This is a genomic window from Pedobacter ginsengiterrae, from assembly GCF_039537385.1.
GTDB lineage: Bacteria > Bacteroidota > Bacteroidia > Sphingobacteriales > Sphingobacteriaceae > Pedobacter > Pedobacter ginsengiterrae.
The window spans coordinates 139,798-165,924 of the sequence record NZ_BAABAK010000020.1 but is presented as its reverse complement, the minus strand read 5'-3'; the positions used below and the strand labels follow the sequence as shown (position 1 = coordinate 165,924).

Sequence of the window (26,127 nt, the reverse complement as noted above, 5' to 3'; positions counted from 1 at the left end):
ATCTAATGTGTTGTTTATTCTGTCAACCTACCTCAACAAACTTACTATAATTGCTCCCAAAGATGCCAAACCCGTTCCTATGCCTATCCAGGCTGCCGCTGTTATCCTTTCTCTTTCAACTCGTTTAGGCACCAAAATTTCGGCACCAGGTTTAATTCTTGGATAGTTATTAAAGAACAAGAAATTCCGTGCGCCCTCAACTGACCCATTTGCATATTTAACATAGGCCCGACCTTTTAAAGCATTGGCTGTAAAGCCACCTGCCCCGTTAACGTAACTTTTAAAACTTTTTCCCGTTCTAAAAACAATACTATTTGGATTAAGTACTTCGCCACTAACTCTCACAGTTTGCAATTGCTTGGGCACTTTAATTATATCCCCATCTTCTAATAACAAATCATTTCTTTTTCCTGGTTGTTCTAAAATTTTCGTTAAATCTATCCCAACCATGTCCGAGGCAATAATTTGAGGCTGTCTTCTAAATGATGTTGTATCTACACCAGATTGTGTAACTCTTTGCAAATTCAAGATCCTAGCTTGCTCTTCTTGTTTGCGTTCATCTGATTTAGAACTACTAAGCAAATTTTGCATGGAGTAAGAATCCCCATATTTTGCTCTTCTTATTAATAATTCCTTTTGTAAAGAATCTTTTTGGCTTTGGAATAAGGTGGTGTCTCGGCCTGGTCTTTTTAAAGAAGCACCATCTGTGTAAGCTAATGCAGTTAATCCTCCAGCTCTCTTGATTAAATCGGAAATTCGCTCATTTTTGCTTTTGATCGTATAGGTGCCTGGATATAAAACTTCCCCTTCAATTTTAACTTGCTTTTGAACTACATAGCCTTCTGCGCTTCTAACCGAAACAATATCAAATGGTTGTAATTTGAAAACCGTATCTGTAACCAGTTTAAGGTTACGATCTATGTTAATGGTAAAAACATCTGCTGTACTAGCGGCAACAGATTGAATATTGCTATTGCGAACACGCCTTGAAATTTCAACACGATTTGGAGTGGCCCCTTCTTTGAACCCCCCAGCCATTTGAATTGCATCTTCAAGATTCATATTCTCAGCATAAGGAAACTGATTTGGTTCTCTCACCTCTCCTTGTACTGTAACTTTATATTCTTCTCTTAAATCAAAAATTGAAGAAATGGTAATTTTGTCTTCTCTTTTCAAAGCTATATCAGTCTGACTTCCATTCATGATCGCTGCGACATCAAAAGATTCTAACGCCAGTGTGTTATCCGCATTCAGTCTGCTAATGTAACCTCGGTTCATAAAGGCATCTTCCTTTAAACCATCAGCCTTCTGAATAAGTTGTTTTAAGGTCATGCCTTTTTCCAGTTCAAAATAACCTGGTCTGAAAACTGCACCATTAATTTCAACTCTGTTTTCAAAGCGATCTAAAATGGGTTCTACAAAAAATCTATCTCCATTTTTAGGTACGTAAGTATTAAAGTCAGCAGCAAAAATATCGCTGATCTTTCTTTCTCTTGCTGTATTTTGGAAAACTTTAACAGCTGATTGATAGGCTATATTTGAAAAGCCACCAGCAAAGTTTAATACATTTTGAAAATGCTCCCCAGCTAAAGTTTCAAAAATCGCAGGGTTTTTAACCTCTCCTACAACTTCTACCCTATTTTCATAAACTGGAACATTAATTACATCCTGGTCTTGCAAACGAATATTCCCCTTTTGCATACCATTGATAATTAAATCATAAAAATCTACGGTAGCCACTACACGGTTATTTCTAACCACTTGAATTTTACGATAAGAGCCGTTATCATTCGGGCCGCCTGCAGCATATAGCGCATTGAATACGCTAGATAAAGATGATAAGGTATAAGTACCAGGTTTTGTAACCTGCCCATTTAAAATAACTTTAATACCTCGTATATTCCCTAAATTAATAGCTAAGTTGGTTCTTCCAGAACGCAAGCCCGGATAGGTTGAACCCATCAGATTTTTAATCTTCGAACGGGCCTCATCAATACTTAAACCACCAACTTTTACTAAGCCTACGTATTCTAAGCGAATTGATCCTTCTGGACTAACTTTCAAATCATAATTTGCCTCATTATCTCCCGTCAGATCAATCAGCAATTGATCATCCGGACCAATAACATAACCAGCTGGAGTAGCCATTCTTAAATTAGGCTCGAAAGTGATGTTAGAATTTTTGAATAATTGTGAACCAAAAATCTTCGGCTTTAAATCATCGAAAGCTTTATCGATCAAATCTTGTTTAGTGGGTTGATTTGTTGAGGTACTATCAGTCGATCCAAGATATTGCCGCTCTGTGTTATTAGAACTGCTTTTAACAGCACTTTGCTTTACAGCAGTGCTTGAAGAACCTTGTTTCCTGATGGTTTCAACTCTTTTACGAAGTTTTAATATCTCATCTTGCTTCATGCCCTGAGCAGAAGCCATTTGCTCTAATTGCGCATCACTGTAGCCCAAAGATTCTGCACGTTGCATCAAGGTTTTAATTTGCGCATCAGAAAGTTCATCTACCTTTTGATTGGCATAGTTACTTTGAGCCAACACATCCGTGTTGATTAAAAATATAAAAAAAATGAAAGATGTTAAAAGAACTAATTTTTGTTTCATAGATATATTATTGCGATCAGCTATTGAGCCTATCGTTTATTCAAAGTAATTTAAGGTTTTAAAACCACCCTCTTTCAGGTGTTCGTCTTTTTTCATTAAGTGAAGGTCAGAAATTACCATATCCTTAACTAGAGCAGGTAGATCGTATTTTGGCTGCCAGCCTAACTTAGTTTTTGATTTTGTCGGGTCACCTAATAATAAATCTACTTCAGTTGGACGGAAATATTTCGGATCTACTTTAACTATGGTTTGGCCTGGCTTTAAATTATCCAAATTTAAACCTAAAGCAACTGCTTTTTCTTCATCTACGTTAATGATTACGCCTTTTTCGTTTTCGTCTTTACCTGAAAACTCGACTTCAATGCCCAGCTCAGCAAAACTCATACGAACAAAATCACGAACGGTTGTAGTAACACCAGTTGCAATTACATAATCTTCTGCTTGTTCTTGCTGTAAGATAAGCCACATCGCTTCGATATAGTCTTTCGCATGTCCCCAATCTCTTTGAGCGGAAAGATTACCTAAATAAAGACAATTTTGTAAACCTAAAGCGATTTTAGTTGCCGCCCTTGTAATTTTACGCGTTACAAAAGTTTCGCCTCGTAAAGGACTCTCGTGATTAAACAGAATACCATTACAAGCAAACATGCCATAAGCTTCACGATAATTCACTGTGATCCAGTAACCATAAATTTTTGCTACAGCATAAGGAGAACGTGGATAAAAAGGCGTAGTTTCACTCTGTGGAACTGCTTGTACCAAGCCGTACAGCTCTGAAGTTGAAGCCTGATAGATTTTCGTTTTTCCTGTCAAACCGAGAATTCTAATGGCTTCAAGCAACCTTAAAGTGCCAATACCATCTGCATTTGCAGTATATTCTGGCATTTCAAAACTTACATGAACATGGCTCATGGCCGCTAAATTGTAAATCTCGTCTGGTTGAGTTTCCTGTATGATTCTGATCAGGTTGGTCGAATCGGTTAAATCTCCATAATGCAATTTAAAATGCACATTATTTTCATGCTGATCCTGGTATAAATGATCAATTCGATCTGTATTGAACAGAGAACTTCTTCTTTTTAGACCATGAACAAAATACCCCTTTTTTAGCAAAAATTCGGCTAAATAAGCACCATCCTGTCCGGTAACACCAGTAATAAGAGCAACCTTCATAAATTATTTCATAGAGTTTAAGCTTGCAAATATAGGTAATAATATTGGTGAGTTGAAAAACTAAAATAATCAACTAACAACTTCTTTATGTTTTTCAGATTATAATCTTGCATCAGATAATTTTCTGTCGATAAATGACTTTGTATCAAAAATTATCGTTCCAGCTTCTTTGAAAGCCGCATAATTCAGTTCCGAAAACTCTGTATGAGCGACAGCCAAAATAATCGCATCATAATGTTCTGAGGGCTCATTTTTTAATAAAGAGATATTGTATTCTGCCTGCACAAGGTCGGCCTCCGCCCAGGGGTCATACACATCCACATCGATCGAAAAAGACCTTAATTCTTTATAAATATCGATTACACGGGTATTTCTGGTATCTGGACAGTTTTCTTTAAAAGCGAAGCCAAGTATTAGTACTTTGGCATTTTTGATGGTTTTATCCCTGGCAACCATCATTTTGATAACTTTGTTCGCTACAAACATACCCATGTTATCATTAACTCTTCTACCAGATAAAATAACTTCAGGTTTATAGCCCAAGGACTCTGATTTAAATGCCAAATAATACGGATCGACACCGATGCAGTGGCCACCAACTAAACCAGGTTTGTAATTTAAAAAATTCCATTTGGTAGCTGCAGCAGCTAATACGTCTGCTGTATCAATTTCCATCCTATCAAAAATTAAGGCAAGTTCATTTACAAACGAAATGTTTACATCACGTTGTGCATTTTCAATCGCCTTTGAAGCTTCTGCAACTTTAATGCTCGGAGCTAAATGTGTACCTGCAATAATAATGCTTGAATATAGGTTGTCTATTTCTACTGCAATTTCAGGATTAGAACCTGAGGTTACTTTTTTTATTTTGGTTAATGTATTAACTTTATCTCCAGGGTTAATTCGTTCTGGTGAATAGCCGCAGAAGAAGTCTACATTATACTTTAATCCCGAAATCTTCTCCAAAACAGGAACACAATCTTCTTCTGTACAACCTGGGTATACCGTTGATTCGTAAATAACCGTGTCTCCTTTTTTCAATACAATTCCCAGCATTTTTGATGCGGTAAGTAAAGGCTCCAAATCGGGTCTTTTCAAATGATCTATAGGTGTCGGAACGGTAACAATGTAAACCGTACACTGACTGATATCGGGAAGATTTGAACTAAATTTGATATCGCAATTATCGATTACATTTTTTAGCTCATCAAGATTTGCTTCCTGGGTATGATCATGACCATTATTTAATTCTAATATTCTGTGCTCATTTATATCAAAGCCTACAACTGAATATTTTTTGGCAAACTCAATTGCTAATGGCAATCCAACATAACCTAATCCTATAATTGCTAGCTGCTTTTTTTTATCCATTTACTTAATGTATCGGGGTAAAGATAACTAAAATCATTAGTTTAGGTTATGATTATAGCCTTCCAACTTTCATTAAAAACCAAAGCATTCATATTCAAGCAGCGCAACAAACTACAAGGTACGGTACCCTCAATAAGTAATTACACCAACATAGCTACTCATCGAAATACTCAACCGATCATCAGAAACAAAGGAAATCCAGGTATGGAATTTGCTCCCTTTATAAAAAGAAGGAATTTCTAAAACCTCTGTACCAGATTTTCTTTTCGAACCACTACAAACAGAAAAGGCAATATTATCTTTAGGGCTAAAAGCAAGGATCATAACCTGATCATAATTCCTGTTATAATCTGGATAGATTTCATGAGTCCATGTAAATTGAATCCCCAGATCATTCGTAAGGTATTGTGGATCTTTAACCCCAGTTAAATTACCGTAGGTTAAACAAATTTTCGAGTAGTCAATCTCATCATACTCGTCGAAAGCATGGAGCATGTTATACGATTTTGCTGCATTGTGGGCAGTCATCATTCTCAATTTGGATTCGATATTAAAACCTATCTTAATGTAACCAAGAACACGAGAAAGAAATGCCTGCATCAGCGTAAATTTTTTACGACAGACATTTTGTGAAAGGGTGCCTTCCTTATTTTTTTTACTCAATTTGGGTAATCCCTTGATTATCCATTTTCCGTTTAGCTGGTAGCCAATAATACTGCCTGCTTTTCCGGTGAAGCCACCGTTAATTCCATCATTTAGTAGAGCCATAATTTTTTTTTAAAGATTATGGGATGATTATACCAAGATAATAAAAAGATAACCATTAAGTCAAACTTAATTTACATTTAGTTCGGAGTTTGGTCGGATACGATTGTCACAACCCCGAACTAACTGCGAACCAACGCCGAACTAACTGCGACACAAACCCTTAATATCTACCCTGTTTGATAACACTACTTATAACATCTTATTTCAAAAAAAAAGTTCTTGCCAGTTTTAAACTGACAAGAACTTTTTTAATAATTTTATATTAAACTTACTTAATTTGTTTTAGTAGGTAAGCTCCATAACCACTTTTAACAAGTGGTGTAGCAATTGCTTTAAGCTGTTCTGCATTGATAAAACCCATGCGATAAGCAATCTCTTCAATACAGCCGATTTTCAAGCCCTGGCGTTCTTCAATAATCTGAACAAACTGGCCTGCCTGCATTAATGAGGTAAAAGTTCCGGTATCTAACCAGGCAGTACCACGAGATAAAACACCAACTTTTAAAGTACCTCTTTCTAAATAAACCTTGTTAATATCGGTAATTTCATATTCGCCACGTGGAGATGGCTTGATATTTTTAGCAATTTCTACAACTTCGTTATCATAAAAATATAATCCTGGTACCGCATAATCTGATTTTGGTTGCTCAGGTTTTTCTTCGATCGAAATTGCATTTTTATTTTCGTCAAATTCAACTACGCCATAACGTTCGGGGTCAGAAACCTGATAAGCAAAAACAACTCCACCTTCTGGATCGGAGCTGGCTTGTAATAGCTTTGCCATTCCATCGCCATGAAAAATATTATCACCAAGCACTAAAGCAACTTTATCTTTACCAATAAATTCTTCTCCAATTACAAATGCTTGTGCTAATCCGTTTGGCTCTGCCTGTACGGCATAACTAAATTTACAACCTAAAGAAGCACCATCACCCAATAGTTTCTCAAAATTTGGTAAATCGTGCGGGGTAGAAATAATTAAAATTTCTTTGATCCCAGCAAGCATTAAAGTTGATAAAGGATAATAGATCATCGGTTTATCGTAAACCGGCATCATTTGTTTGCTACAAGCTAAAGTTAAAGGATGTAAACGTGTTCCGCTGCCACCGGCTAGGATTATGCCTTTCATATTTTGGTCTTTGATTTGAGATTATAGATTAAGATCGTTCCTAATCTACACTTCATTAATTTATTATTTATTCAATTGTTTAATACACTCCACCAAGCTATCTCTCCAATATGGAATTTGTATATTAAAAGTAGATTTAATTTTCGATTTATCCATTACCGAAAAAGCCGGACGTTTTGCTTTTGTTGGGTATGCTGAACCTGGAATTGGATTTGCCTTAACCGCGGTATTGCTAATATCGAATATGGCTTTAGCAAAATCGAACCACGAGGTTACGCCCTCATTACTGTAATGATATAACCCATAGCTTTTATTTTCAGATTGGATAATATCAAAAATTGTATTTGCTAAATCAATTGCATAGGTAGGCGTACCTACCTGATCTGCAATAATACCTAACTCATCGCGTTCAGCACCAAGCTTAAGCATGGTTTTCACAAAATTGTTTGCATACTCAGAATATAACCAGCTGGTACGTAAGATAAAATGCTCATCTAAAATATCGATTACCGCATTTTCGCCATCCAGTTTGGTTACACCGTAAACGTTTATAGGATTTGCAGCATCTTCTTCTTTTAAAAGTTTTACTTCATTTCCTTCAAACACGAAATCAGTAGAAATATGAACTAAAGTTGCCCCATTTGCTTTACAAGCTTTCGCCAGATTAGCAGCACCTGTTTCATTTACCGCTTTCGATAAATCAACTTCATCTTCCGCTTTATCTACCGCAGTATAAGCTGCACAATTGATCACGAATTTTGGTTTTTCCTTTTCCAGAAGACTGTTTAATAATCCCTGATTTAGGATGTTTGCTTCCTGTTCTACAGGAAAAACAATTTCCGAAATCCCTCTACGCTCTGCAACGGTTTTAAGGCATTGACCTAACTGACCGCCAGCGCCGATTACTAATATTTTATTCATATTATTTTAGAGAAGAAAAGCTGTTTAAGATTAAATCTTTGTCCGAAACGGCCTCCTGATCTGCGGGAATCATCCAATCGATCGCCAAATCTTTATCATTGTACATTACACCAACTTCAGATGCTTTATTGTAAAAGTTGTCACATTTATAGAAGAATTCAGCAGTTTCACTTAACACAGAGAAACCATGTAAAAATCCTCGAGGAACATAAAGTTGTAACTTATTCTCCGCACTTAATTTCACGGAAATGTGTTTACCATAAGTTGGTGAACCTGGGCGTATATCTACTGCAACGTCTAAAACTTCGCCTTTGATCACTCGAACCAATTTTGCCTGTGCAAATTCACCTGATTGCGCATGAAGACCTCTGATTACACCATAAGATGAAAATGATTGATTGTCTTGTACGAACGCACCCGACATTCCAGTTTTCTCTTCAAAGGTATTTTTATTAAAGCTCTCAAAAAAATAACCTCTTGCATCTTCAAAAACTCTGGGTTTGATAATCACACAATCCTTTAAACCTGTTTCCTGAATCTCCATTATTTATTGTTGTATTGTTGTTCGTAGTAAGATTGATAATTACCTGAAGTTACATTGTTCAACCAATCTTCATTTTGAAGATACCAATCAACTGTTTTAGCTAAGCCCTCTTCAAACTGAAGACTTGGTACCCAATCTAATTGATTCTGTAACTTAGATGAGTCGATTGCATAACGCAAATCATGACCTGCTCTATCAGTTACATAAGTAATTAATTTAGCTGATTCACCTTCTTCACGACCTAATTTCTGGTCCATAATTGAGCAAAGCAGATTGATTAAGTCGATGTTTTTCCATTCGTTATGGCCACCAATATTGTAAGTATCTCCAGTTTTAGAGTTGTGGAAAATTACATCAATAGCTCGGGCATGATCTTCAACCCATAACCAATCGCGAACGTTTTCGCCTTTACCGTAGACTGGAACTGGCTTGTTATTTTTAATATTGTTAATGGCAAGCGGAATTAATTTCTCAGGAAAATGATGTGAGCCATAATTATTCGAGCAATTTGAGATCACGCAATCCATACCGTAAGTATCGTGATAAGCACGCACGAAATGATCAGAGCTTGCTTTTGAAGCTGAATAAGGGCTATGTGGGTCGTAGGCTGTTGTTTCTGTGAACATACCTTCTTCTCCTAATGCACCATATACCTCATCTGTGCTTACATGATAAAAACGTTTTTTATCATAATCGCCTTTCCAATACTCACGGGCAGCATTTAATAAGTTTACCGTACCAATTACATTGGTTATTACGAAAGCTGTTGGGTCGGTAATTGATCTATCTACATGACTTTCTGCTGCCAAATGTATTACCGCATCAAAATTTTCTGTTTTGAATAATTCATTCATCGCAGTCGCGTCTGTAATATCTTCCTTAACAAACCTGTAATTAGGCTTATTTTCCACATCCGTTAAATTTGCCAGGTTCCCTGCATAAGTTAACTTGTCGAGATTTACAATTTCATACTGAGGATAGTTGTTTACAAAACGGCGTACGACATGAGAGCCAATGAAGCCGGCTCCACCGGTAATTAAGATTTTTTTCACTTGATCTGGATAAATGTTTTTTTCAATCCGCTAAAATAAGATAGATATTACACATAAACAACTTATTACACTTTTACAAATCGGCAAAAAATGATATCATTCAGTTAAATTACCTTCTGCAACAATCATTTTCGAGGGATATGTTACAAGACAAAGTCCTTTAGACTTCATCCATTATCGCCTAAACCAAAGTCTGAAACAATTCTGTTTTGATTATTAAGAGCATTTCTTCAATTTTTTCTTTTAAAAAAATGCAGTTTTTTGGTTTAATAAAATAATCATCCTGATAGCGAACACCCAAATAAGAATCCTGTAAAAGGGTAATCCATTTAAGTTCTTTGGTTTCTTTAATATGAAAGATGTTATAAATTTGAGGATAATAGAATGCAGCTTCTTTTCGGAGGAGTTGAAGTTGATGGCTTTTAAAATCCTTTCGCCTAAAAATCAAAATGATTAAGCGATATAACTGTTCGCAAGTTTGATGAAGCATAAAAGCAGCCATATTAAGTTTGTTTTCTTTAAAGTATACCTCTGCTCCATAAAAAAAGCTAGAAACCTTTTCCATTTCCAGGTTAAAAACACGCAGCGCATCTTCGGTTATTTTAGTTAATAAATCAGAACGCTCTGGCAGCATTATTAAATCCTTCTTTTTGAAAATACAATTGGCAGCGGTGCAGTTTACAGAAAAGAATATGTGACCTCTTTGTAGGAAATTAAACATGGTTCCGTAGCAAAAATAAGCTAGATGAATATTAGAGCGCCCCACACTAAGAAAATTTAAAAGCGTTTTGGTTTTATCTGAATCCTGATATTGATGCTGATCGGTGATGATAATTAGCCTGATTTGTTCGTTACAATCTTTACAACGAAAAATATAAACGATGGGATTACCCGAACAAGCAACTTAATTAAATCAGTTAATTGGCCACTGTTTTCATCATTAATGTTCCAATAGTCTTGATCATTTTCTTCGCAGTCTGTTTTTGCCAATTCAATCATAACGTTTTCCCTTCGGCGTTAAATTCTGCTTTTATAGGATTACCTGTAACCAACAGAAAAAAGGCTTCCAGTAACTTCTCTAGGGTTTCATACAATTTTAAAATATACTGATCCTCTATGTCCATCAAACTGTTTTGCTTACTTAAAGCACAGTAAAGCCATTCTTGTAATCCATATCTAATCTCTTTAATTTTTTTCAGCTTCAGCGTTTTATACACGTATTGTAAAGGGTCGCGTTTTTCCGCATCGCTTAACGCAAAAACATCATAATTGGATGTTTCAACACCAGTTTCTTCTTCGGTTTTAGCTTTCACACCAATTATCCAGTCTTTAAATGTATTTGCATTACTGCAATAGGGCTCGTTTCGTTGATAGATTAAGTTATTGTTTACAATTAAATACCCCGCATGTATGAGCTGAATAAGCTGGCTGTGAAAATAAATTAGCTTACTGCTTCGCTTAAAGGAAACATGCTCTATTAGTGCTGCCCTAAACCAATCTTTTAAATCTTTACGATATTCGCCCAAACTCGCGCCACTAAAAAACGATTCAATTTCTTTATAGGGATCATTTAAATATGATTTCTGCAGAAGAAGCGGGCATGTTTGTTCAAAGCAAATTAATGCTTTTACATTTTTTTCTTGCTGATCTTTACTTACGAAATATTGAAGCAACAACCAATTGGCTTCGATAAGTTTTTTTGTATTTGCATACATTGGAAATATCTCTGTTCCATCAATATCTGATAAAGCTGAATTAAGGGCTTCTTCAAGCCATTCGTAGAGCGCTGATTTATAATAAGCAAAATCGTAATCTTTAAAAACGCCTTGAATCGCTAACAGCGGATTTAAAATTTCTTCTGTTGATAAATATTGTGGCTTGTAACTAAGCTTTAGCTGAGCCCTAGCTGCAGAAACAGACTCAACCTCTTCCGAAGCTCTTTCATCTCCGATCAATTTAGACGAATGCTCGTAAAGTTCGACGAACTGGTTATAAAAGAAAAGTATATCTGCAGGGTTATTCCATTTGGTGTAAAATTTATCCGTCAAAACCAGTTGCAACCACTCTTCCAGGAAATGAATATGTTTGGATACAGTTCTTGATTCAAAAAAAGATTCGAGAAAAAGAAACAGAGGTTCAGAATATAAAATCTTGTCTTTCATATTTGGTTCGTTTAAGTACATTGATTAATATTATCTTGCGATTACTTAAACAAACATAATAAATTAAGTAAGTATTATGAATAATAATTCATATTACTTACTAATATAACTGCAAATGACTGAAAATCAAAGACTAAAAATCATCCTAGATAGACTAAATTTTAAAACACAAAAAGAATTTGCTGAAAGTTTGAACATTCAGCAAGGATCTCTTTCTGATATTTTAAGAGAAAGAATTGGAATTTCTAATGCGATAAAGGATAGATTGTTTTTGAAGTTTAATGTAAATATTAAATGGCTTGAAGATGGTGAAGGAGAACCTTTCCTAAAAAAAGGCCCTGTAATTTCTGAAACTAAAGAAGGGGTTCCTTACTTTAATGTCAGTTTAGCAGATGAAGATTTATCTATCTTGGAGGAATCCCAGGCCGAATATTTTGTAAACTATAAGCCTTTTAATGATTGTACTGCTTATTTACCTGTTTATGGAGATAGCATGTACCCGAAATATGCTTCAGGCGAAATTATAGCCGTTAGAGAAATAACGAATTTCGATGTTTTACAATGGGGAGAAGCCTATGTAATCATGACTAATGAAAAGTCGAATCATTTACGCAGCATTAAACTGATTTTTGAGCATAGCGATAAAAACAAGCTGATTTTACGTTCATCTAATCCAAATTTTAAGGGTGATACGATTGTTGAGAAAAATAGTATCACGGCACTTTATATCATAAAAGGAAAAATTACCAGAAACCTAATTTAGCATGGTTGCGCTAAGAATTAGTTGTTCGACTTACTGTTAGTTTACATTGCCGCAACGGAGCTTTCTAATTCTTTATACCATTCTTCGCCGTATTTGCGGATAAGTGGTCCTTTTAAGAAACTATATACAGGCACTTTTAACTCCCGACCGAATGTACAGGCATCGTGGCAAATGTGCCATCTGTCATAATTTAAGACTTCAAATTCGGGGTATTTGGTTATTCTGATTGGATATAAATGGCAGGAGATCGGTTTCTGCCAATCTACAATACCTTGCTCATAAGCCTTTTCGATAGCACATTTGGTAATACCACCTTCGAAAAGTACGTATGCACACTCTTTATTTGTATCAACACATGGTGTAGTCAAATCGCCATCTGCATCAACTACATAAGTACCTTGTTCTTCAATTGCTTTTATGCCCTTCTGATTTAAAAGATGCTTAATTTTAGGGTAAATCTCCTCTAAAATAGCTTTTTCCTCATTATCTAAAGGAGCACCAGAATCGCCTTCTACACAACAAATACCTTTACATTTGCTTAAATTGCAAACGAAATTTTCTTTTAAAATATCTTCGTGCACCAGCACTTGTTCAACTTCTATCATCATTACTCTTTTGCTAAAGCATATTTTAAACCAGAGGCAGATTTTAACTCCATGGTTACTGCACCAACTAAAATTTCTACCTGTGCTTTTACAGGCACTCTATTTCCATCATCGGTAACCCAAAGATACAAACGACTATCCTTTTTAAAAATTCTACCTGGCTTAATAGAAGGACTAAATTTAAGGCAGCGAATGTTACCAAGTTTACTTTTAACAGTTTCTTTACCGATATATTCAATTTCGAGCGCTGAAATTTCATCGCCAAGAAAATAATTTAATTTAAACTTATCACCTGTTTTAAGTTTTGTAATATCTAAACTACGGGCAAAATAATAAGCAGAAACCAAATCAAATGTTTGCGTAGTCGGTGTGGTAAAAGTCCCCCTGTTCGACACTACTTTTTTGGCATCCTGCGTAAACCTTGCTTTATCTTGTCTCTTGTAACTACCTTCTCTAATATTTTCCTGATAGAAATACGGAAGCAAATCTGTTTTATCGATATAAGAATCGTAATGATCCCTTACTTTGTAAAAGACATCAAAAGTTCCAGAGGTTTCTGCATCGACTGTTAGTTTATAAGTAGGTTTGTTATCAAACTTCAAATCGGAATTCAGAACTTTTATAGTCGCTTCGGCAGCTGTAATAAATCCGTACTTTAACTTATAGCTTAAAACTTCGCCGTCTTGAAAAACAGCGTCCTTTTTCAGCGGCAATTCCTGCGCCGAAGCAATAAACTTGCTTAACGTTAACGTGAGAATAAAAAATATATTTTTCATTTGCTTTGTGTGTTTCATTTGTGTGAATGTCTACATAATAAACGACTCATTTGCAGCTATTCGTTACAACTATGCAAAAAGCAAACCAAAATTAGTCTTTTCTTTTATACACAGGCACGGTTGAACAAGGCTCGCCAAACATGATACTTTTAACAACAGGCGTTAACAAATTGGTAATTTCTACATAGGCAGATACGGGTACATCTATATCGCCGCAACCTTTAACAACTACACGTTCGTTTGCAAAAGTTTGGGGATCAATTTTGGCTAACGCTTTTGTAAACAACATTGCTTCTAAGGTATCTAAACCACCAAACACCACTTCGTTGGCATAAGGTTTTAATCGGTTCGCCAGTAACATATATGCCCAGGTTGGCACAATAGCATCAGCAGAACAGATTATGGCAACATTTTTATCTTGATATTGCGCCCAGTCGTGCGTTTTAATAAACTCTCTGAAATCCTTCTCTCTTAGCATTAAGCCATGGAAAAGATTTTCCTTGATATCATAAACTACTCTTTCTCCCGGATGATAATATTCTTCCAGGTTTAAGGAGATTAAACCACTATTTGCAACTTTATTAACGAAGTTTTCCTGAATTTCCATGGCACGTAAATAAAAAAACCGTTCCGACTATACATCGGAACGGTTACAAAATTACGCAATTTCTAATTAATAGAATTTCACGCGATTGTCTTTTATCTTAGCATTATCTTGTAAAGCCTGGAAAGCTGATCCTAAAGAACGCTGACCCAAGGTTAACATCATTGTTTCTTTTTGTTTAAACATGTTAGCAATCGGAGCTGGACTTGAGAATCCTTCAACTGTGAACACATATACACCACGTTCGCCATTAACAGCATTTGAAACTTTACCTGGCTGAGAACCGAATACAGAACCTACCAATGCGTTTTCCTGAGCTACACCTGGAATAATTGGGTTTGCAAAAACAATATTTTGAACTGGCATAACTGAACGGCCAACTTTAGATGCTATTTGCTCTAAGCTACCTTTACCAGCACCTTCAAATTTAGCTTTTAATAATTTAGCTTTTGCTACGTTAAGCACCATTGGCTGAATTTCTTTTTTAACTGCATCTAATGGTAGGATACCTTTAGGTTTAACATCTGTTAAGCGTGCTACCACGTATGCATCAGCCATTGTGTAAATTTCAGGTAAAACATCACCTTTATCTGCAGCATAAGCAGCTTGAATTAATTTACGAGGATTATCTAAACCTGGAGCAAAACCTTGTGTTGCAGTAATTTTATCTGCTACGGCAAGTTTTAATTTATCCTTTTCAGCAAGTTTAGCAAAATCGTTTCCTTTAGCAGATGCTAAGAAATTGCTTGCTGCTTTATAAGCTGCTGCTTGAGTTTTACTACTTGCTGCTAACGATTTTTCTACATAAGCTAACTTAGCTACTTTAGAAGAACCGATTTGTTTTTCAATTTTGATTAAGTGAACACCAAACTGAGACTTAACAACTTTTAAATCGCCGGTATTTCCGTCGAATGCTGCGTTTTCAAACTCAGGTACCATTGCACCACGAGCGAAAGTACCTAGCTCACCGCCTTTATCCTTCGAACCATCTACGCTATAAGTTTTAGCCAATTCAGCAAAACTACCACCTTTTGAAACTAAACCTTTTAACGAGTCAGCTAATTTAACAGCGTTTTCCTCGCCACCAACTTTAGCCGGATCGATTAAAATATGACTAGCTTTTACTGAATCAGGAGAGAAACGGCTTGAAACTACTTTAATTACTTTGTAAGAATTACCAGATAAAGCTGGACCGTAAAAACTACCTGCAGGTAAAGAGAATACCGCTGAATCTACTGCCGGATCTAATTTTCCTTTTGATAAATAAGTGAACGGAACTTTAACATCTGAATTAATTGCAGCGAAAAGAGAGTCGTTAGCCGCAACTTTGAAATCGGCAGCAATTTTTTCAATTTGAGCTTTAACCGCTGCAGAATCTGCTTTAGTTGGCTTAATACTGAAAGCAACGTATTCGAAAGTACGGGTTTCTGACGGGTTGTTAAAACGTGCTTTATTCTGATCGTAATATTCTGAATAATCAGCATCTGTTAATTTAACTGATGCATCAGGAATACTCGTGTAATCAAGATTAACATATTTAAAGTTAGCCAGTTTATTACGATTTGTATATTCATCTGTAGCTTCTAACGAAGTAACATAAACCGAATTACGGATTAAGTTAGAATATTTCTGTTGTAAAGTTTGGTTTTTAACTTCTGTTTGCAACATTGCCGATTGGCTTTGTGCTTGCGGCTCTTTAGATTTTAAAAAGCTGTTTAATTGCATACGATCCAACTGCCCTGTTTGAGGGTTGGTAAAGTATTGTTTAATTAATGGGCTTGGGTTCTGACCAACTAATAAGTCAACCAATTCATCTTCAGAAACAGTTAAACCTAAACGATCGTATTCTTTATTTAACAATACGTTAGCTAATTCTGCATTCCAAGCCTGATCTACAGCCATTGATTGCATTTGTGCGTTTGCACTACCGCCATATTGTTGTTTAAACTGATTTAAATTTTGCTCTACTTTTGGCCCGAAATCATCAATGCTGATATCGTTTCCATCAACCGAACCTACTGTTTTTTGGTTCGCAGCCCAAAAAGGCTTACCCACGTTAATTGCATCGCCTACTAAAAATGCAACAATTGCAAAACCAATAGCAAACACTAGTATATAGCCTGCACGGTTACGCAAAAATGTCATTAATCCCATATTGTACTTTATATTATTTAGTTTTTTTTAAGAGGGCGCAAGATACAAATTTGCCTCAAAAAAGAAAACACAAAATTTTATTTATCAACTGTTTAATTTTTAAGCAAATAGCGAAGCAAAAAAAAGGCTTTTTTAAGGCACGATTTCATCCTTTAATACGGCCTGCCCCGTGGCAGTATTTATTTTATAAGTACTAAAATCCTGTGGTGCTTCGAAATCTACACCGTTAAGAATATTACCATCGGTAGTTTTGATTGTAACGTTTTGTGTAGAATAGAAAATCTTTTTTGATTCATCCCAAATCAACTCTTCAGAAGAGAAAGTATCGCCTTTGGCATTTTTAACAATTACATTTTTCCTGAAAAAGGTTTTCATCTCCTGATCACGCCTGATGGCATAATCGCAAATTAAGGTGCCGTCGACCACGCCTGGCTGATTGGCGTTAAAAAAATCAATTTTAACACCCTTGATCATTTCCTGATAAGATCCTCCGCCTTCGGGTGTTACCTTATCCATAATAGGAGCGTTGCCTTTGGCTTTTACTCTGGCCGAATCGCTGTAAATAATTTCTACCCCGAGGGTACGATCTCTATTTAAAACAACTTTTTGATTGGAAATGGCATTGGCTTTTTTCAGGTCATCATCTCCACAGGAAACCAAAAATAATGGTAACACCAAAACAAAGCCATATAAAAATGCCTTCGATGTCATTAATCTACCCTGTACTTACGGAACCAGGTATCGTTTAAGGTAAAGCCTAAGTGAAAGTTGATGAATTTTTCTTTAACTAAATTGTTGTTAAGTGTACCTCGCTGACCAACTTCTGTTGTAAAGTTAATTTTATAAAAAGATAAACCGTTTGAAGAAGGAAGTGGGAAACCAAATCCTAGTGAAGCACCCATTTGCTTAATATCCTGATTGCCTATTTTGATATAGGTTTTATCATAATTGAAACCTAAGCGATAATCTACACGTTTAAAATAACTGTTGTAAGATGTAATATCTGGCGTAAACTGTCCGCCGATTGAAGCACCATAGCTATTTTGTAAACCTTGATTAACGTTATTAATGCTAACATCAGACCATTTACTGGTTCTAACATCGGCTCCGATTAACCACTTATCCGTTTGTTGAATCGAAATACCAAAATTATGAGACATTGGTAATTTAATGCTCGATTTAGCACTTACTACAGCGCTTAATGTATCTAACGCGGTATTTTCATTACCATTAGCATCCTTATTATAAATGGTAGCGAAGTAAGACTGGTTTGAATTTACTTTACCAGAGCTACTACCAGAATAACCTAAGGTTACCATAGTTTTAGGCGCTATGTTAAAATTATACTGAATACCATAAGAATAATTGAAACCGCCAACGCTATTTTTATTTTGCAATTTCGAATTGATTGCTCCAGCATCGGTGTATTCAGTTGCTCTTGTGCTTATTAAATTACCAAAAATATACTCCACATTACCACCGATACTTAAGTGATCGCCAAAGCGACGACCGTAACCAAGGTATGCTTTCGATAAACCACCCTCACCCTGATAAAGCTGATCTACAGACATGGTATCTATTTTTACTGTGTTTTTATAGCTATAACCTAAATCAGAATAAGGTAAAACACCAAAACTTATAGCCGATTTTCTACTTACCGGAACTGCAAAAGCAAGGTGGCTAAAAGTTGCGTTAAAATTGCTCTCTGAGGAATTATTTCTGGATAAGCTGCTCAAACTGGCACTCATACCAAGATCGATTGTGGTTAGGTTAATACCAGAATATGAGGCTGGATTCTGCATATTAATGTAATTAAAGCCATTAACTTTATTTACAGCGGTAGAAATACCACCCATTGCCCTTAATTGCGGAAGTAAAGAGCCTTTAACGTTTCCAAAACCATATCTAGAATATGGGGATGAAGTTGTAACCTGTGCCTGAACACTGAAACCACAAACTAGAACGAGTATGGCTGTAATATAATTTATTCTTTTGTACATTTTAATCTGCAATAGCTTCATTTAATCCTTTTAATACCAAGTAAGGATCTTTTATTATTTGAGGCGCAAAGATGCTGTTTTGTAATTGCTTAAACAAAAAAATGGCATCACCCCCTGTTATAATAACCTTTAAGGCACTTTCTTTTATCTTATTAAGGGCAATAAACCCTTCAATTTCATTTATAATCCCTTGCAAAACACCATTTTTTATAGCTGTTTCGGTATTTTCTCCATCAGGAATAGGTTCTTCTTCGCTCCAATTTATTAATGGCAAGCGACCAGTAAACTCGTGAACTGCCTTAAACCGCATGGTAATTCCTGGACTAATACTTCCTCCGAAGTATTCGCTTCTACTATTCAATAAATCGTAGGTGATACAAGTTCCTGCATCAATAACCAAACAAGGTTGCTTTTCAAAAATCCCTTTGGCTCCTAAAACCGCGGCCCATCTATCTAGGCCTAAAGTAGCTGGTGTTTTATATTTGTTATGCACGCCATTACTCAGCAAAGCTGAAAAACGAACGTATTTTGTTGTTTGTTGTAGAAAATCTTCAAGCTGCGTTATTTCTTCATCAACGGTACTAACTATCGATTTTTCGACTTCAAACTGTGTGATTAAAGGCTGTAAATCATCTGCTGTAATTTTATTAAACCGTTGATAATGGACAATTTCCTTCCCTTTAAAAACGGCTACTTTGGTTGATGTATTACCTATATCAATACTTAAATTATGCATTTATTTAAATAAGAACCGATTACTGGATTATTACAAAAAGCACTGATTATTGCAAAATTCTACAATCACGCCACAAAGCTATTAATCTTTACCAAGTTTCGAGGTATCATTTTGTTAAAAAAGGTTAAACAAACAGAAAGTACTGTACGGAAAGAACAAACAGTAAAAACAGTGTTTCGTAAAACCAACGCTTCTTTGCATTGCTAAAATAGTAGGCCAAAAGTACCGCTCCTGGCGGAACACAAAGCAAGAAATGCCAGATTCGAAAATCTGGTTTTAAATAGAAGCTTGCTGATGAAACCAGAAACATGAAAAACAACATCTGAAAGCCTTTTCGGGTACTGATAAAACTTCTAAAAAAGTTTTCTCGAAGCTGCAAGGAGGCCAGAATAATAATTACGGCAACAGGAATCAGAACCAAATAATCGTTGTAATTAATCTTAAAAACAGAAGGAAATTTATTTCCAAGCGGTTTCCATATCTGATAAAAAGAGTTTAAGTTGTCTTCCCAATAGTAAAATACGGCAAGAAAGAAAAATACAGTTAAAAAACCAACCAAACCCGCAACCCATTCTCGCCAGTTAAAAGAGCGGAAAAGCAAAAGGGATAGAAAAATCATTAACAACATGGCCATAAATGGAAAGTAAATTAAGGTTCCAATGGCGATAATCATTCCGATATCAAATACTGTGGTTATCGAATTTGCACTTTTATTGAGCTTTAAAAACTTATCGATTATCCAGATTAGTAAGAAATTACAAATTAAGGCTGGACTTAAAATCATAAAAGGCAAAAATAAACTTGCACCTGTTATGTACATTAATCCAGGTAAAAAGCTTGGTTTTGCAAGTAAATTATGATTATTAATTATTCTGTTAAATATTAATGCCTGCGTAAAAACCAAAATTGCCGCAAAGAAGATGTTAGCTGATGATGAAAATGCGTTTTCTAAATCGACATCAATCAGCAAGCGTGCAAACGGCTCTAAAAAATCGAAGTTCAAATGGGCGGGTGTTTCATAAAAAATGACCATACGCATGAAAAATGTGTAAGCCAATAGCAAAATGAGGTTAACCGGATTTAATTTTCTGAACTGATTAATCATGCCTTCTTTAAGAGTAGGCAAAGTAAAGATAAAAAGCTGAAAGCTGAAAGGCTAAAACTTAAACTCTTGCGTATTTCTTAACCATATCATCAATGATTTTTGCGGTTTCATCAGGAAAATTAAATTGGTGTTTCTGATCATTTGCAACCCAATCTTTAATTATCGGGAGCCACTTTTTATTACTTCCCCAAATAACAGGCAAACCTAATTGTTTTAATGCATAGGCATTACATTGTTGTTCGAATTGGAAACGCATAGGTGCTACCAGCAGTTTTTTACCTAAATAAAGTGCTTCGGAAGGACCTTCAAAACCTCCGCCCGTAAAAAGCCCTTCGCAGGTTGCAAGGCTTTTATTAAACTTTTCGTTATTAACGGGTTCTACAAAAACATTTTGCTCCTGGTAGGCTTCTTTATTATGTTTAGAAAAAACCTGCCAGTTAACTTCAGGGATCTGGGTTAAAAGTTTAACCAATCGCTTATCATCGATAGCTGGTAAATAAACGGTATAATGGCCTAAATTTTCGCTTTTTAAACTTCTAATCTCCGCTCGTATAACTGGTGTATGAATAAAGCTATCATACCGATCGAAATGAAAACCAATATGATATTTGGTTGGTGCGTAGTGGCTTAAAATAACTTTTCCCCAGTCGATTGTTTTAGGGCGGGGTACTTTTTTAGACTTAAATGCTGCCTGATGGCTCAATGAAACACACTCTACACCTTGTAATTTGCATGCCCAGGCACTTACTGGTTCAAAATCGTTTACAATCAGGTTGTAATCCTTTATTGGGATTTGCTTCATATCCTTCCTGAAACGGAAAAGATTCATGCTTAGCCAGGTTTTGAAATGATCTACTCCGCCCTTTTTACCAAAAATAAAACTGAAACCGTGTAACTGATACTTAACAGGCTGACTCAGCTTAACATCTGCCTGAGTTCCACTAACCAGAATATCTAACTCACCATATTTTTGGAGTAATGGAATAATTTCCCTTGCCCTGCTAATATGCCCATTTCCAGTTCCCTGTATTGCGTAAAGTATCTTCATTTCTTAAAAGCCGAATATCTAAAATTATCGGGCAATTTCATACTTAATATTTTGTAAAAGTAGATTAATGTCTAATTTACTCTTTAAATCTTCTGCATCCGAAAGAATTCCTTCATCAACTTCATCCTTAACAAAATCTTTATGTTCATATTTAAAAATGCTCCAGCTTTGATCATTATATTCGAGCGCTGTTAAACTTTCTACCCAATCTCCGCTATTCAGATACGTAACTTTCCCGCCTTCTACGCTAATTTCTCTTTTCTCTGGCTGATGAATATGACCGCAAACCACATACTCGTAACGTTTTTCTATTGCAAGTTCTGCTGCAACCTGTTCAAAACTGTTAATGAATTTAACCGCATCTTTAAATCTGGCTTTTATCTTTTTCGAGAAACTCATTTTCTCTCTTCCAAAAGCCGTTAAAAACCAGTTAACAAAGCTGTTTATCAAAATTAAAGTATCGTAACCTACAGCGCCCATTTTAGCCAGCCACTTAGAATGTTGCATGGTTACATCAAAAACATCGCCATGGAAAAACCAGGCTTTTTTGCCATCGAGCTCCATAATTAATTTATTTCCTAAATGAAAAGAGCCCATTTCCATGCCATCAAACTTCCTCAGCATTTCATCGTGATTGCCAGTTAAATAATGAACTTCTACACCCTCTGAAACAAATTTCATTAGCTTACGAATTACCTTCATATGCGATTCGGGCCAATAACTTTTACTAAACTGCCAGATATCGATTATATCTCCGTTTAAAATGAGTGTTTTAGGCTTTATGCTTTTTAGATATTTTAAAAGTTCTTTGGCATGAGAACCATAGGTACCTAAATGTACATCGGATATAACGACTACATCGACATTTCTTTTATCCATAAAAGGGAATTTTTAGGAGAGGGGACTTTATTACCGCCTGGTTTAGGCAGTTTAAACAGATTGAGATTATATTACCACTCTTCTTCCTCATCTAGTTTAACCTCAAAAGGGCTAAAAAAATAAATGATGATTATTAAGAGACAGATGGCAAAAAATGATTCCAACATAATATCTGATTTACAATACAAATGTAAGACACTGTTTATCAAACAAATGTTACGCCATTGTTAAATTTATTACCAAACTGATAAAATATGTTAAATGGAATTTTGGATGAGTATTTTGAATTAGAAATCTTTTAATTGTTTAATAAAAACAAAAAACCCATAAGCTACTGCCTATGGGTTTGTAATTTATTTAGCTAACTTATTGCTAAGCCTTTGCTGCTTTTTTCTTTTTGTTTTCTGAATAAAAACCAAAGCCTAAACCTGCGACTAAAAGAATTGAACCTGCTAGTGAAATATTTTCGCCAACGTAATAAGAAGTTGGGTGAAAAATAAACTCTAATTTATGGTTACCAGCTTCTAATTGTGCTGCACGTAAAACGTAATCAGCTCTGAAATATGGCTTTTCTACACCATCGATGTACATTTTCCAACCTTTATTGTAATAAATTTCAGAGAATACAGCAACAACATCTTTTGCTGTAGAATATTCATAGGTTAAATGATCAGGATTGTAATTGGTTAACTTAATAAAACCTTCTTGTCCTGTACCTAGAATTTTGCTGTTCATTAAGCCCTTAAAGCTTTCATCAACAATTACTTCTTTTTTTGCATCAAAACTGCTGATGGCTTTCATTTCTTCATCAGAATTTTTAACATATTGTACACTTTCTACAAACCATGCGTTACCACAAGCTGTAGCGTTACGTTGCATTTTGTAAGAACCATTTTGCTGATCTTGTGTAATGATATATTTCGTGTTCAACATATCTAAAACATCCTGATTGATGCTTTTTGAGAATTGATTCTGAATTAATTCATCAAAACGTTTCAATTTAGCTGCATGGTAACCACCAATTGTTTTGTGGAAAGCTGATGTACTTGCATTTGAGAAGGTATTGATGCTCATATCGAAAACCCTGAAATTAGGATCTTTATCTGCTGAGATAAAATTATCAACATCACGCGGCTGGAAATAATCAGAAAGATCTTTCTTAACCTCGAAGTTATTATTATTTAAATATCTTCTATCCACTTGCCACATATCAAGCAATATGGCAAAAGAAAGTAAGCCTAACGCCAACTGAAGATTCATTTTCTTCTTAATCAACGCCCAAACAATTCCAAAACCAACAAGTACGAAAAGGAAAGAACGTATAGCATCTGCTCGGGCAATAGAGATTCTATCTTCAACTAAACCGTTTGCTACTTTTTGAGCAAGTGCTGCATTATTTTGTAGGGCCTGGGTTAATGCCTGAACAATTTCGGCATGGTTTGAAGCCTTAAAGCTGAATAATAACGTTGGTGCTAATGCTACAATTAAAGAGAAACCGCCTACAATTCCAGCTGACCATGTTAATTTTTTTATTAAAACCTTTTGTTCTGTAGTTCCTTCTTGTGCTTCTTTAATGGCTAATACTGCTAAAACAGGAACCATTAAACCAACAACGGCGAGGATAGATTCTACCGCTCTGAATTTATTATAAAGCGGGAAGTAGTTAAAGAATAAATCGCTTATCAAAGGAAAATGTCTTCCGTAAGAAAGCAAGATAAACAGTACGGTTGTAGATAAAATCCACCATTTTAATGGGTTACGTACAATTAGCAAACCAAATATAAAAAGGAAACAAATAATAGCCCCAAAGTAATAACCACCTTGTGTAAATGGTTTATCGCCCCAATATTGTTGCATATTAAACTGCTGACCAAGAGATTGAATTGCCTGAATGGTTTGATTCTGATCTCCTCCTGTTACTTCTGAAACCGCTTTGTACATATTGCTTTCTGGCTTAACCAAAGCATCAACACTACTTGCACCACCATATAAATCAGGAATGAAAAAAGTAAAACTTTCTCCAACACCCTGGCTCCACTGATATGCATATTCTTTAGTCATACCAGTATCTTTACCAGCAGAAGCCGCAACAGTTAAATTAGATTTACCACGATTTGTTTCTTTAGCATACTCTGCTGTAGACCACAATAAACTCGCATTAATCATTACCGCAAGTATAACAGAGACAGCTAAAAAGCCGAAAGCTTTGGTTAAAGCTGGTAATGTTTTTGTTTTATATGCCTGATAGATTTCTATTCCAACAAAAATCAAAATCGATAACATTAGGTAATAAGTCATCTGAACGTGATTGGTTCTGATTTCTAAAGCCAGGAATAATGCAGTTAAGCTTGCGCCATACCAGTACTTACCCCTCATTGTTAGAATAATACCTGCTATAATTGGCGCAAAAAATCCAATAGCTAAAGCTTTACTACTATGCCCGCTGGCTATGAGCACAAAATTATAGGTTGTAAAAGTGAACGCTATGGCCCCCGCAGCCGCTAGCCACGGATTTACCTTTAATACAATAAATAAGAAGTAAGAGCCGATAAGCAATAATAATACGGTACCTACAGGGCTAGGAAATGCTTTTGTAATTAAGGCAATGCCGTAAGTTGCACCATTGTATGCGTAAGGAACCCAGATTTGATAAGCTGGCATTCCACCAAACATTTGGTTTGTCCAAAGTGGGGCTTTACCGTCTTTCTCTTTGAAATCCATAATTTCTTTTTGCATCGCCTTCGATTGGATGACATCGCTTTGTACAGGCGTTTTGCCCTGTAAAACAGGACTGAAGTAGGCAAAACAAATGACTACGAAAATTGCAATAATGGCTAAATGAGTGCCATTGTTTTTAAACCAGTTATTCATTAAGGTTTGTTTAAGTTTAAACGAACGTCAAAAATAAAAAATAGAACGGTATATTAAAGGAATAAATTGAAAGCCTTTACATTAAAAATTTTAAGCTTACTAAAACCATCAACCTACTTACAAAAAAGGCAAGAAAAATTTAAAGTACATCAAATTAAAACCAACAAGAATTTAATGAAATAACTTCAATAAAAATAAACTTTCAAAATATATTGAAAGTTTAAAAATATATTTATATTTGTATATGGAATTAGCAGCAGCAAAACTTAAATTTATAGAAGCCTGGGGCAAGCTAGGCTCTGAATGGGGCATTAATCGCACTATGGCTCAAGTTCATGCGTTGTTATTAATTTCTTCGGAAGCCTTAACAACCGAGGAAATTATGGAGCAGTTAAGTATTTCCAGAGGAAATGCAAATATGACGCTCCGCGATTTAATTGGCTGGGGTTTAATAGAAAAACAACATAAAGCAGGCGAAAGGAAAGAATATTTCTTTGCTGACAAAGATGTTTGGAATATTGCCCGTCAGGTTGCGAAAGAAAGAAAGAAACGAGAGCTAGAACCTGTTCTAAAAGTTTTGAGCGAATTATCAGACGTTACAGGCGATGATCAAGATCCTGAATTTAAAACCTTCAAAAAATCTATAGCTGATATTAACAAATTGGCCAACAATGCTGATAAAACCATCGAAACGATGTTAAAGGCAGAAGAAAGCTGGTTTTGGGGCTCCATATTAAAAGTATTTAAGTAATTTATTAGCTATAAATATAAACTGATTACTAAGAGCCTTAACTGGCTTTATTTTTTAACATAAACTTTCAATTTTTACTGAAAATTTAAAAACTTAACTTAT

At 35.4% G+C, this 26,127-nt stretch carries 23 protein-coding genes; 2 read left to right on the top strand and 21 right to left on the bottom strand.

The window, feature by feature from the left end; genetic code table 11:
• Positions 1-27: 27 nt before the first annotated feature.
• From ABD692_RS19395 to ABD692_RS19350, 10 genes are all read right to left on the bottom strand, one after another.
• Complete coding sequence (locus ABD692_RS19395) at positions 28-2,613, bottom strand: SLBB domain-containing protein (RefSeq protein WP_344769626.1); 2,586 nt, start codon at positions 2,611-2,613, stop codon at positions 28-30.
• Between the two features lie 36 nt (positions 2,614-2,649).
• Positions 2,650-3,786 (bottom strand): GDP-mannose 4,6-dehydratase, encoded by a 1,137-nt coding sequence (gene gmd, locus ABD692_RS19390; protein WP_344769624.1) that lies wholly within the window; start codon positions 3,784-3,786, stop codon positions 2,650-2,652.
• A 99-nt stretch (positions 3,787-3,885) separates the two neighbouring features.
• Positions 3,886-5,157: a nucleotide sugar dehydrogenase gene (locus ABD692_RS19385; protein WP_344769623.1), complete on the bottom strand. Its 1,272-nt coding sequence runs from the start codon at positions 5,155-5,157 to the stop codon at positions 3,886-3,888.
• A gap of 129 nt (positions 5,158-5,286) precedes the next feature.
• Positions 5,287-5,925, bottom strand: a complete 639-nt coding sequence (locus ABD692_RS19380) for a DUF6266 family protein (RefSeq protein WP_344769622.1) — start codon at positions 5,923-5,925, stop codon at positions 5,287-5,289.
• 268 nt (positions 5,926-6,193) lie between these two features.
• Positions 6,194-7,054, bottom strand: coding sequence for a glucose-1-phosphate thymidylyltransferase RfbA (gene rfbA / locus ABD692_RS19375; RefSeq protein ID WP_316764046.1), 861 nt, complete (start codon positions 7,052-7,054; stop codon positions 6,194-6,196).
• A 63-nt stretch (positions 7,055-7,117) separates the two neighbouring features.
• Complete coding sequence (gene rfbD / locus ABD692_RS19370) at positions 7,118-7,975, bottom strand: dTDP-4-dehydrorhamnose reductase (protein WP_344769620.1); 858 nt, start codon at positions 7,973-7,975, stop codon at positions 7,118-7,120.
• A 1-nt stretch (position 7,976) separates the two neighbouring features.
• On the bottom strand, positions 7,977-8,519 hold the full coding sequence (gene rfbC / locus ABD692_RS19365) for a dTDP-4-dehydrorhamnose 3,5-epimerase (RefSeq protein ID WP_316764052.1): 543 nt from the start codon (positions 8,517-8,519) through the stop codon (positions 7,977-7,979).
• The gene (gene rfbB / locus ABD692_RS19360) at positions 8,519-9,571 is read right to left on the bottom strand and encodes a dTDP-glucose 4,6-dehydratase (RefSeq protein ID WP_316764053.1); all 1,053 of its coding nucleotides are present in this window, start codon (positions 9,569-9,571) and stop codon (positions 8,519-8,521) included. Before rfbB ends, rfbC begins: the two co-directional genes overlap by 1 nt.
• Before the next feature lie 181 nt (positions 9,572-9,752).
• Positions 9,753-10,205, bottom strand: coding sequence for a HEPN domain-containing protein (locus ABD692_RS19355; RefSeq protein ID WP_344769617.1), 453 nt, complete (start codon positions 10,203-10,205; stop codon positions 9,753-9,755).
• Positions 10,206-10,566: 361 nt separating this feature from the next.
• Complete coding sequence (locus tag ABD692_RS19350; RefSeq protein ID WP_344769615.1) at positions 10,567-11,733, bottom strand: hypothetical protein; 1,167 nt, start codon at positions 11,731-11,733, stop codon at positions 10,567-10,569.
• Between the two features lie 115 nt (positions 11,734-11,848).
• On the opposite strand from ABD692_RS19350, the gene ABD692_RS19345 reads away from it, so the two are divergent.
• Positions 11,849-12,496 carry a LexA family transcriptional regulator gene (locus tag ABD692_RS19345; RefSeq protein ID WP_344769613.1) on the top strand — a complete coding sequence of 216 codons (648 nt, stop codon included), beginning with the start codon at positions 11,849-11,851 and terminating at the stop codon, positions 12,494-12,496.
• A 41-nt stretch (positions 12,497-12,537) separates the two neighbouring features.
• Here ABD692_RS19345 and ABD692_RS19340 read toward each other — a convergent pair whose 3' ends face one another.
• The 11 genes from ABD692_RS19340 to ABD692_RS19290 all read right to left on the bottom strand — a co-directional run bounded on the left by ABD692_RS19340 (position 12,538) and on the right by ABD692_RS19290 (position 25,274).
• Entirely contained in the window at positions 12,538-13,101 is a 564-nt protein-coding gene (locus tag ABD692_RS19340; protein WP_316764448.1) for a DUF3109 family protein, read from the bottom strand.
• Positions 13,102-13,103: 2 nt separating this feature from the next.
• Positions 13,104-13,877: a DUF3108 domain-containing protein gene (locus tag ABD692_RS19335; RefSeq protein WP_344769611.1), complete on the bottom strand. Its 774-nt coding sequence runs from the start codon at positions 13,875-13,877 to the stop codon at positions 13,104-13,106.
• Between the two features lie 91 nt (positions 13,878-13,968).
• On the bottom strand, positions 13,969-14,484 hold the full coding sequence (locus tag ABD692_RS19330; protein WP_316764066.1) for a DUF2480 family protein: 516 nt from the start codon (positions 14,482-14,484) through the stop codon (positions 13,969-13,971).
• Positions 14,485-14,550: 66 nt separating this feature from the next.
• A complete protein-coding gene (locus ABD692_RS19325) occupies positions 14,551-16,635 on the bottom strand; it encodes a SurA N-terminal domain-containing protein (protein WP_425567360.1) in 2,085 nt (694 codons plus the stop codon).
• Positions 16,636-16,767: 132 nt separating this feature from the next.
• On the bottom strand, positions 16,768-17,346 hold the full coding sequence (locus tag ABD692_RS19320) for a hypothetical protein (RefSeq protein ID WP_344769606.1): 579 nt from the start codon (positions 17,344-17,346) through the stop codon (positions 16,768-16,770).
• The gene (bamG, locus tag ABD692_RS19315; protein ID WP_344769604.1) at positions 17,346-18,635 is read right to left on the bottom strand and encodes a BamG family beta-barrel-assembly machinery protein; all 1,290 of its coding nucleotides are present in this window, start codon (positions 18,633-18,635) and stop codon (positions 17,346-17,348) included. The genes ABD692_RS19320 and bamG overlap by 1 nt, the downstream gene beginning before the upstream one ends.
• 1 nt (position 18,636) lies before the next feature.
• A complete protein-coding gene (locus ABD692_RS19310) occupies positions 18,637-19,371 on the bottom strand; it encodes a type III pantothenate kinase (protein WP_344769602.1) in 735 nt (244 codons plus the stop codon).
• 124 nt (positions 19,372-19,495) lie between these two features.
• Positions 19,496-20,476 carry a DUF6427 family protein gene (locus ABD692_RS19305; protein ID WP_316764084.1) on the bottom strand — a complete coding sequence of 327 codons (981 nt, stop codon included), beginning with the start codon at positions 20,474-20,476 and terminating at the stop codon, positions 19,496-19,498.
• A 58-nt stretch (positions 20,477-20,534) separates the two neighbouring features.
• On the bottom strand, positions 20,535-21,524 hold the full coding sequence (locus ABD692_RS19300; RefSeq protein ID WP_316764085.1) for a glycosyltransferase family protein: 990 nt from the start codon (positions 21,522-21,524) through the stop codon (positions 20,535-20,537).
• A gap of 24 nt (positions 21,525-21,548) precedes the next feature.
• Positions 21,549-22,403 carry a UDP-2,3-diacylglucosamine diphosphatase gene (locus tag ABD692_RS19295; RefSeq protein WP_344769599.1) on the bottom strand — a complete coding sequence of 285 codons (855 nt, stop codon included), beginning with the start codon at positions 22,401-22,403 and terminating at the stop codon, positions 21,549-21,551.
• A gap of 372 nt (positions 22,404-22,775) precedes the next feature.
• Positions 22,776-25,274, bottom strand: a complete 2,499-nt coding sequence (locus tag ABD692_RS19290; protein ID WP_344769597.1) for a YfhO family protein — start codon at positions 25,272-25,274, stop codon at positions 22,776-22,778.
• 244 nt (positions 25,275-25,518) lie between these two features.
• Here ABD692_RS19290 and ABD692_RS19285 point away from each other — a divergent pair, with 244 nt between their 5' ends.
• Positions 25,519-26,025: a GbsR/MarR family transcriptional regulator gene (locus ABD692_RS19285; RefSeq protein WP_316764096.1), complete on the top strand. Its 507-nt coding sequence runs from the start codon at positions 25,519-25,521 to the stop codon at positions 26,023-26,025.
• Positions 26,026-26,127 lie beyond the last annotated feature (102 nt).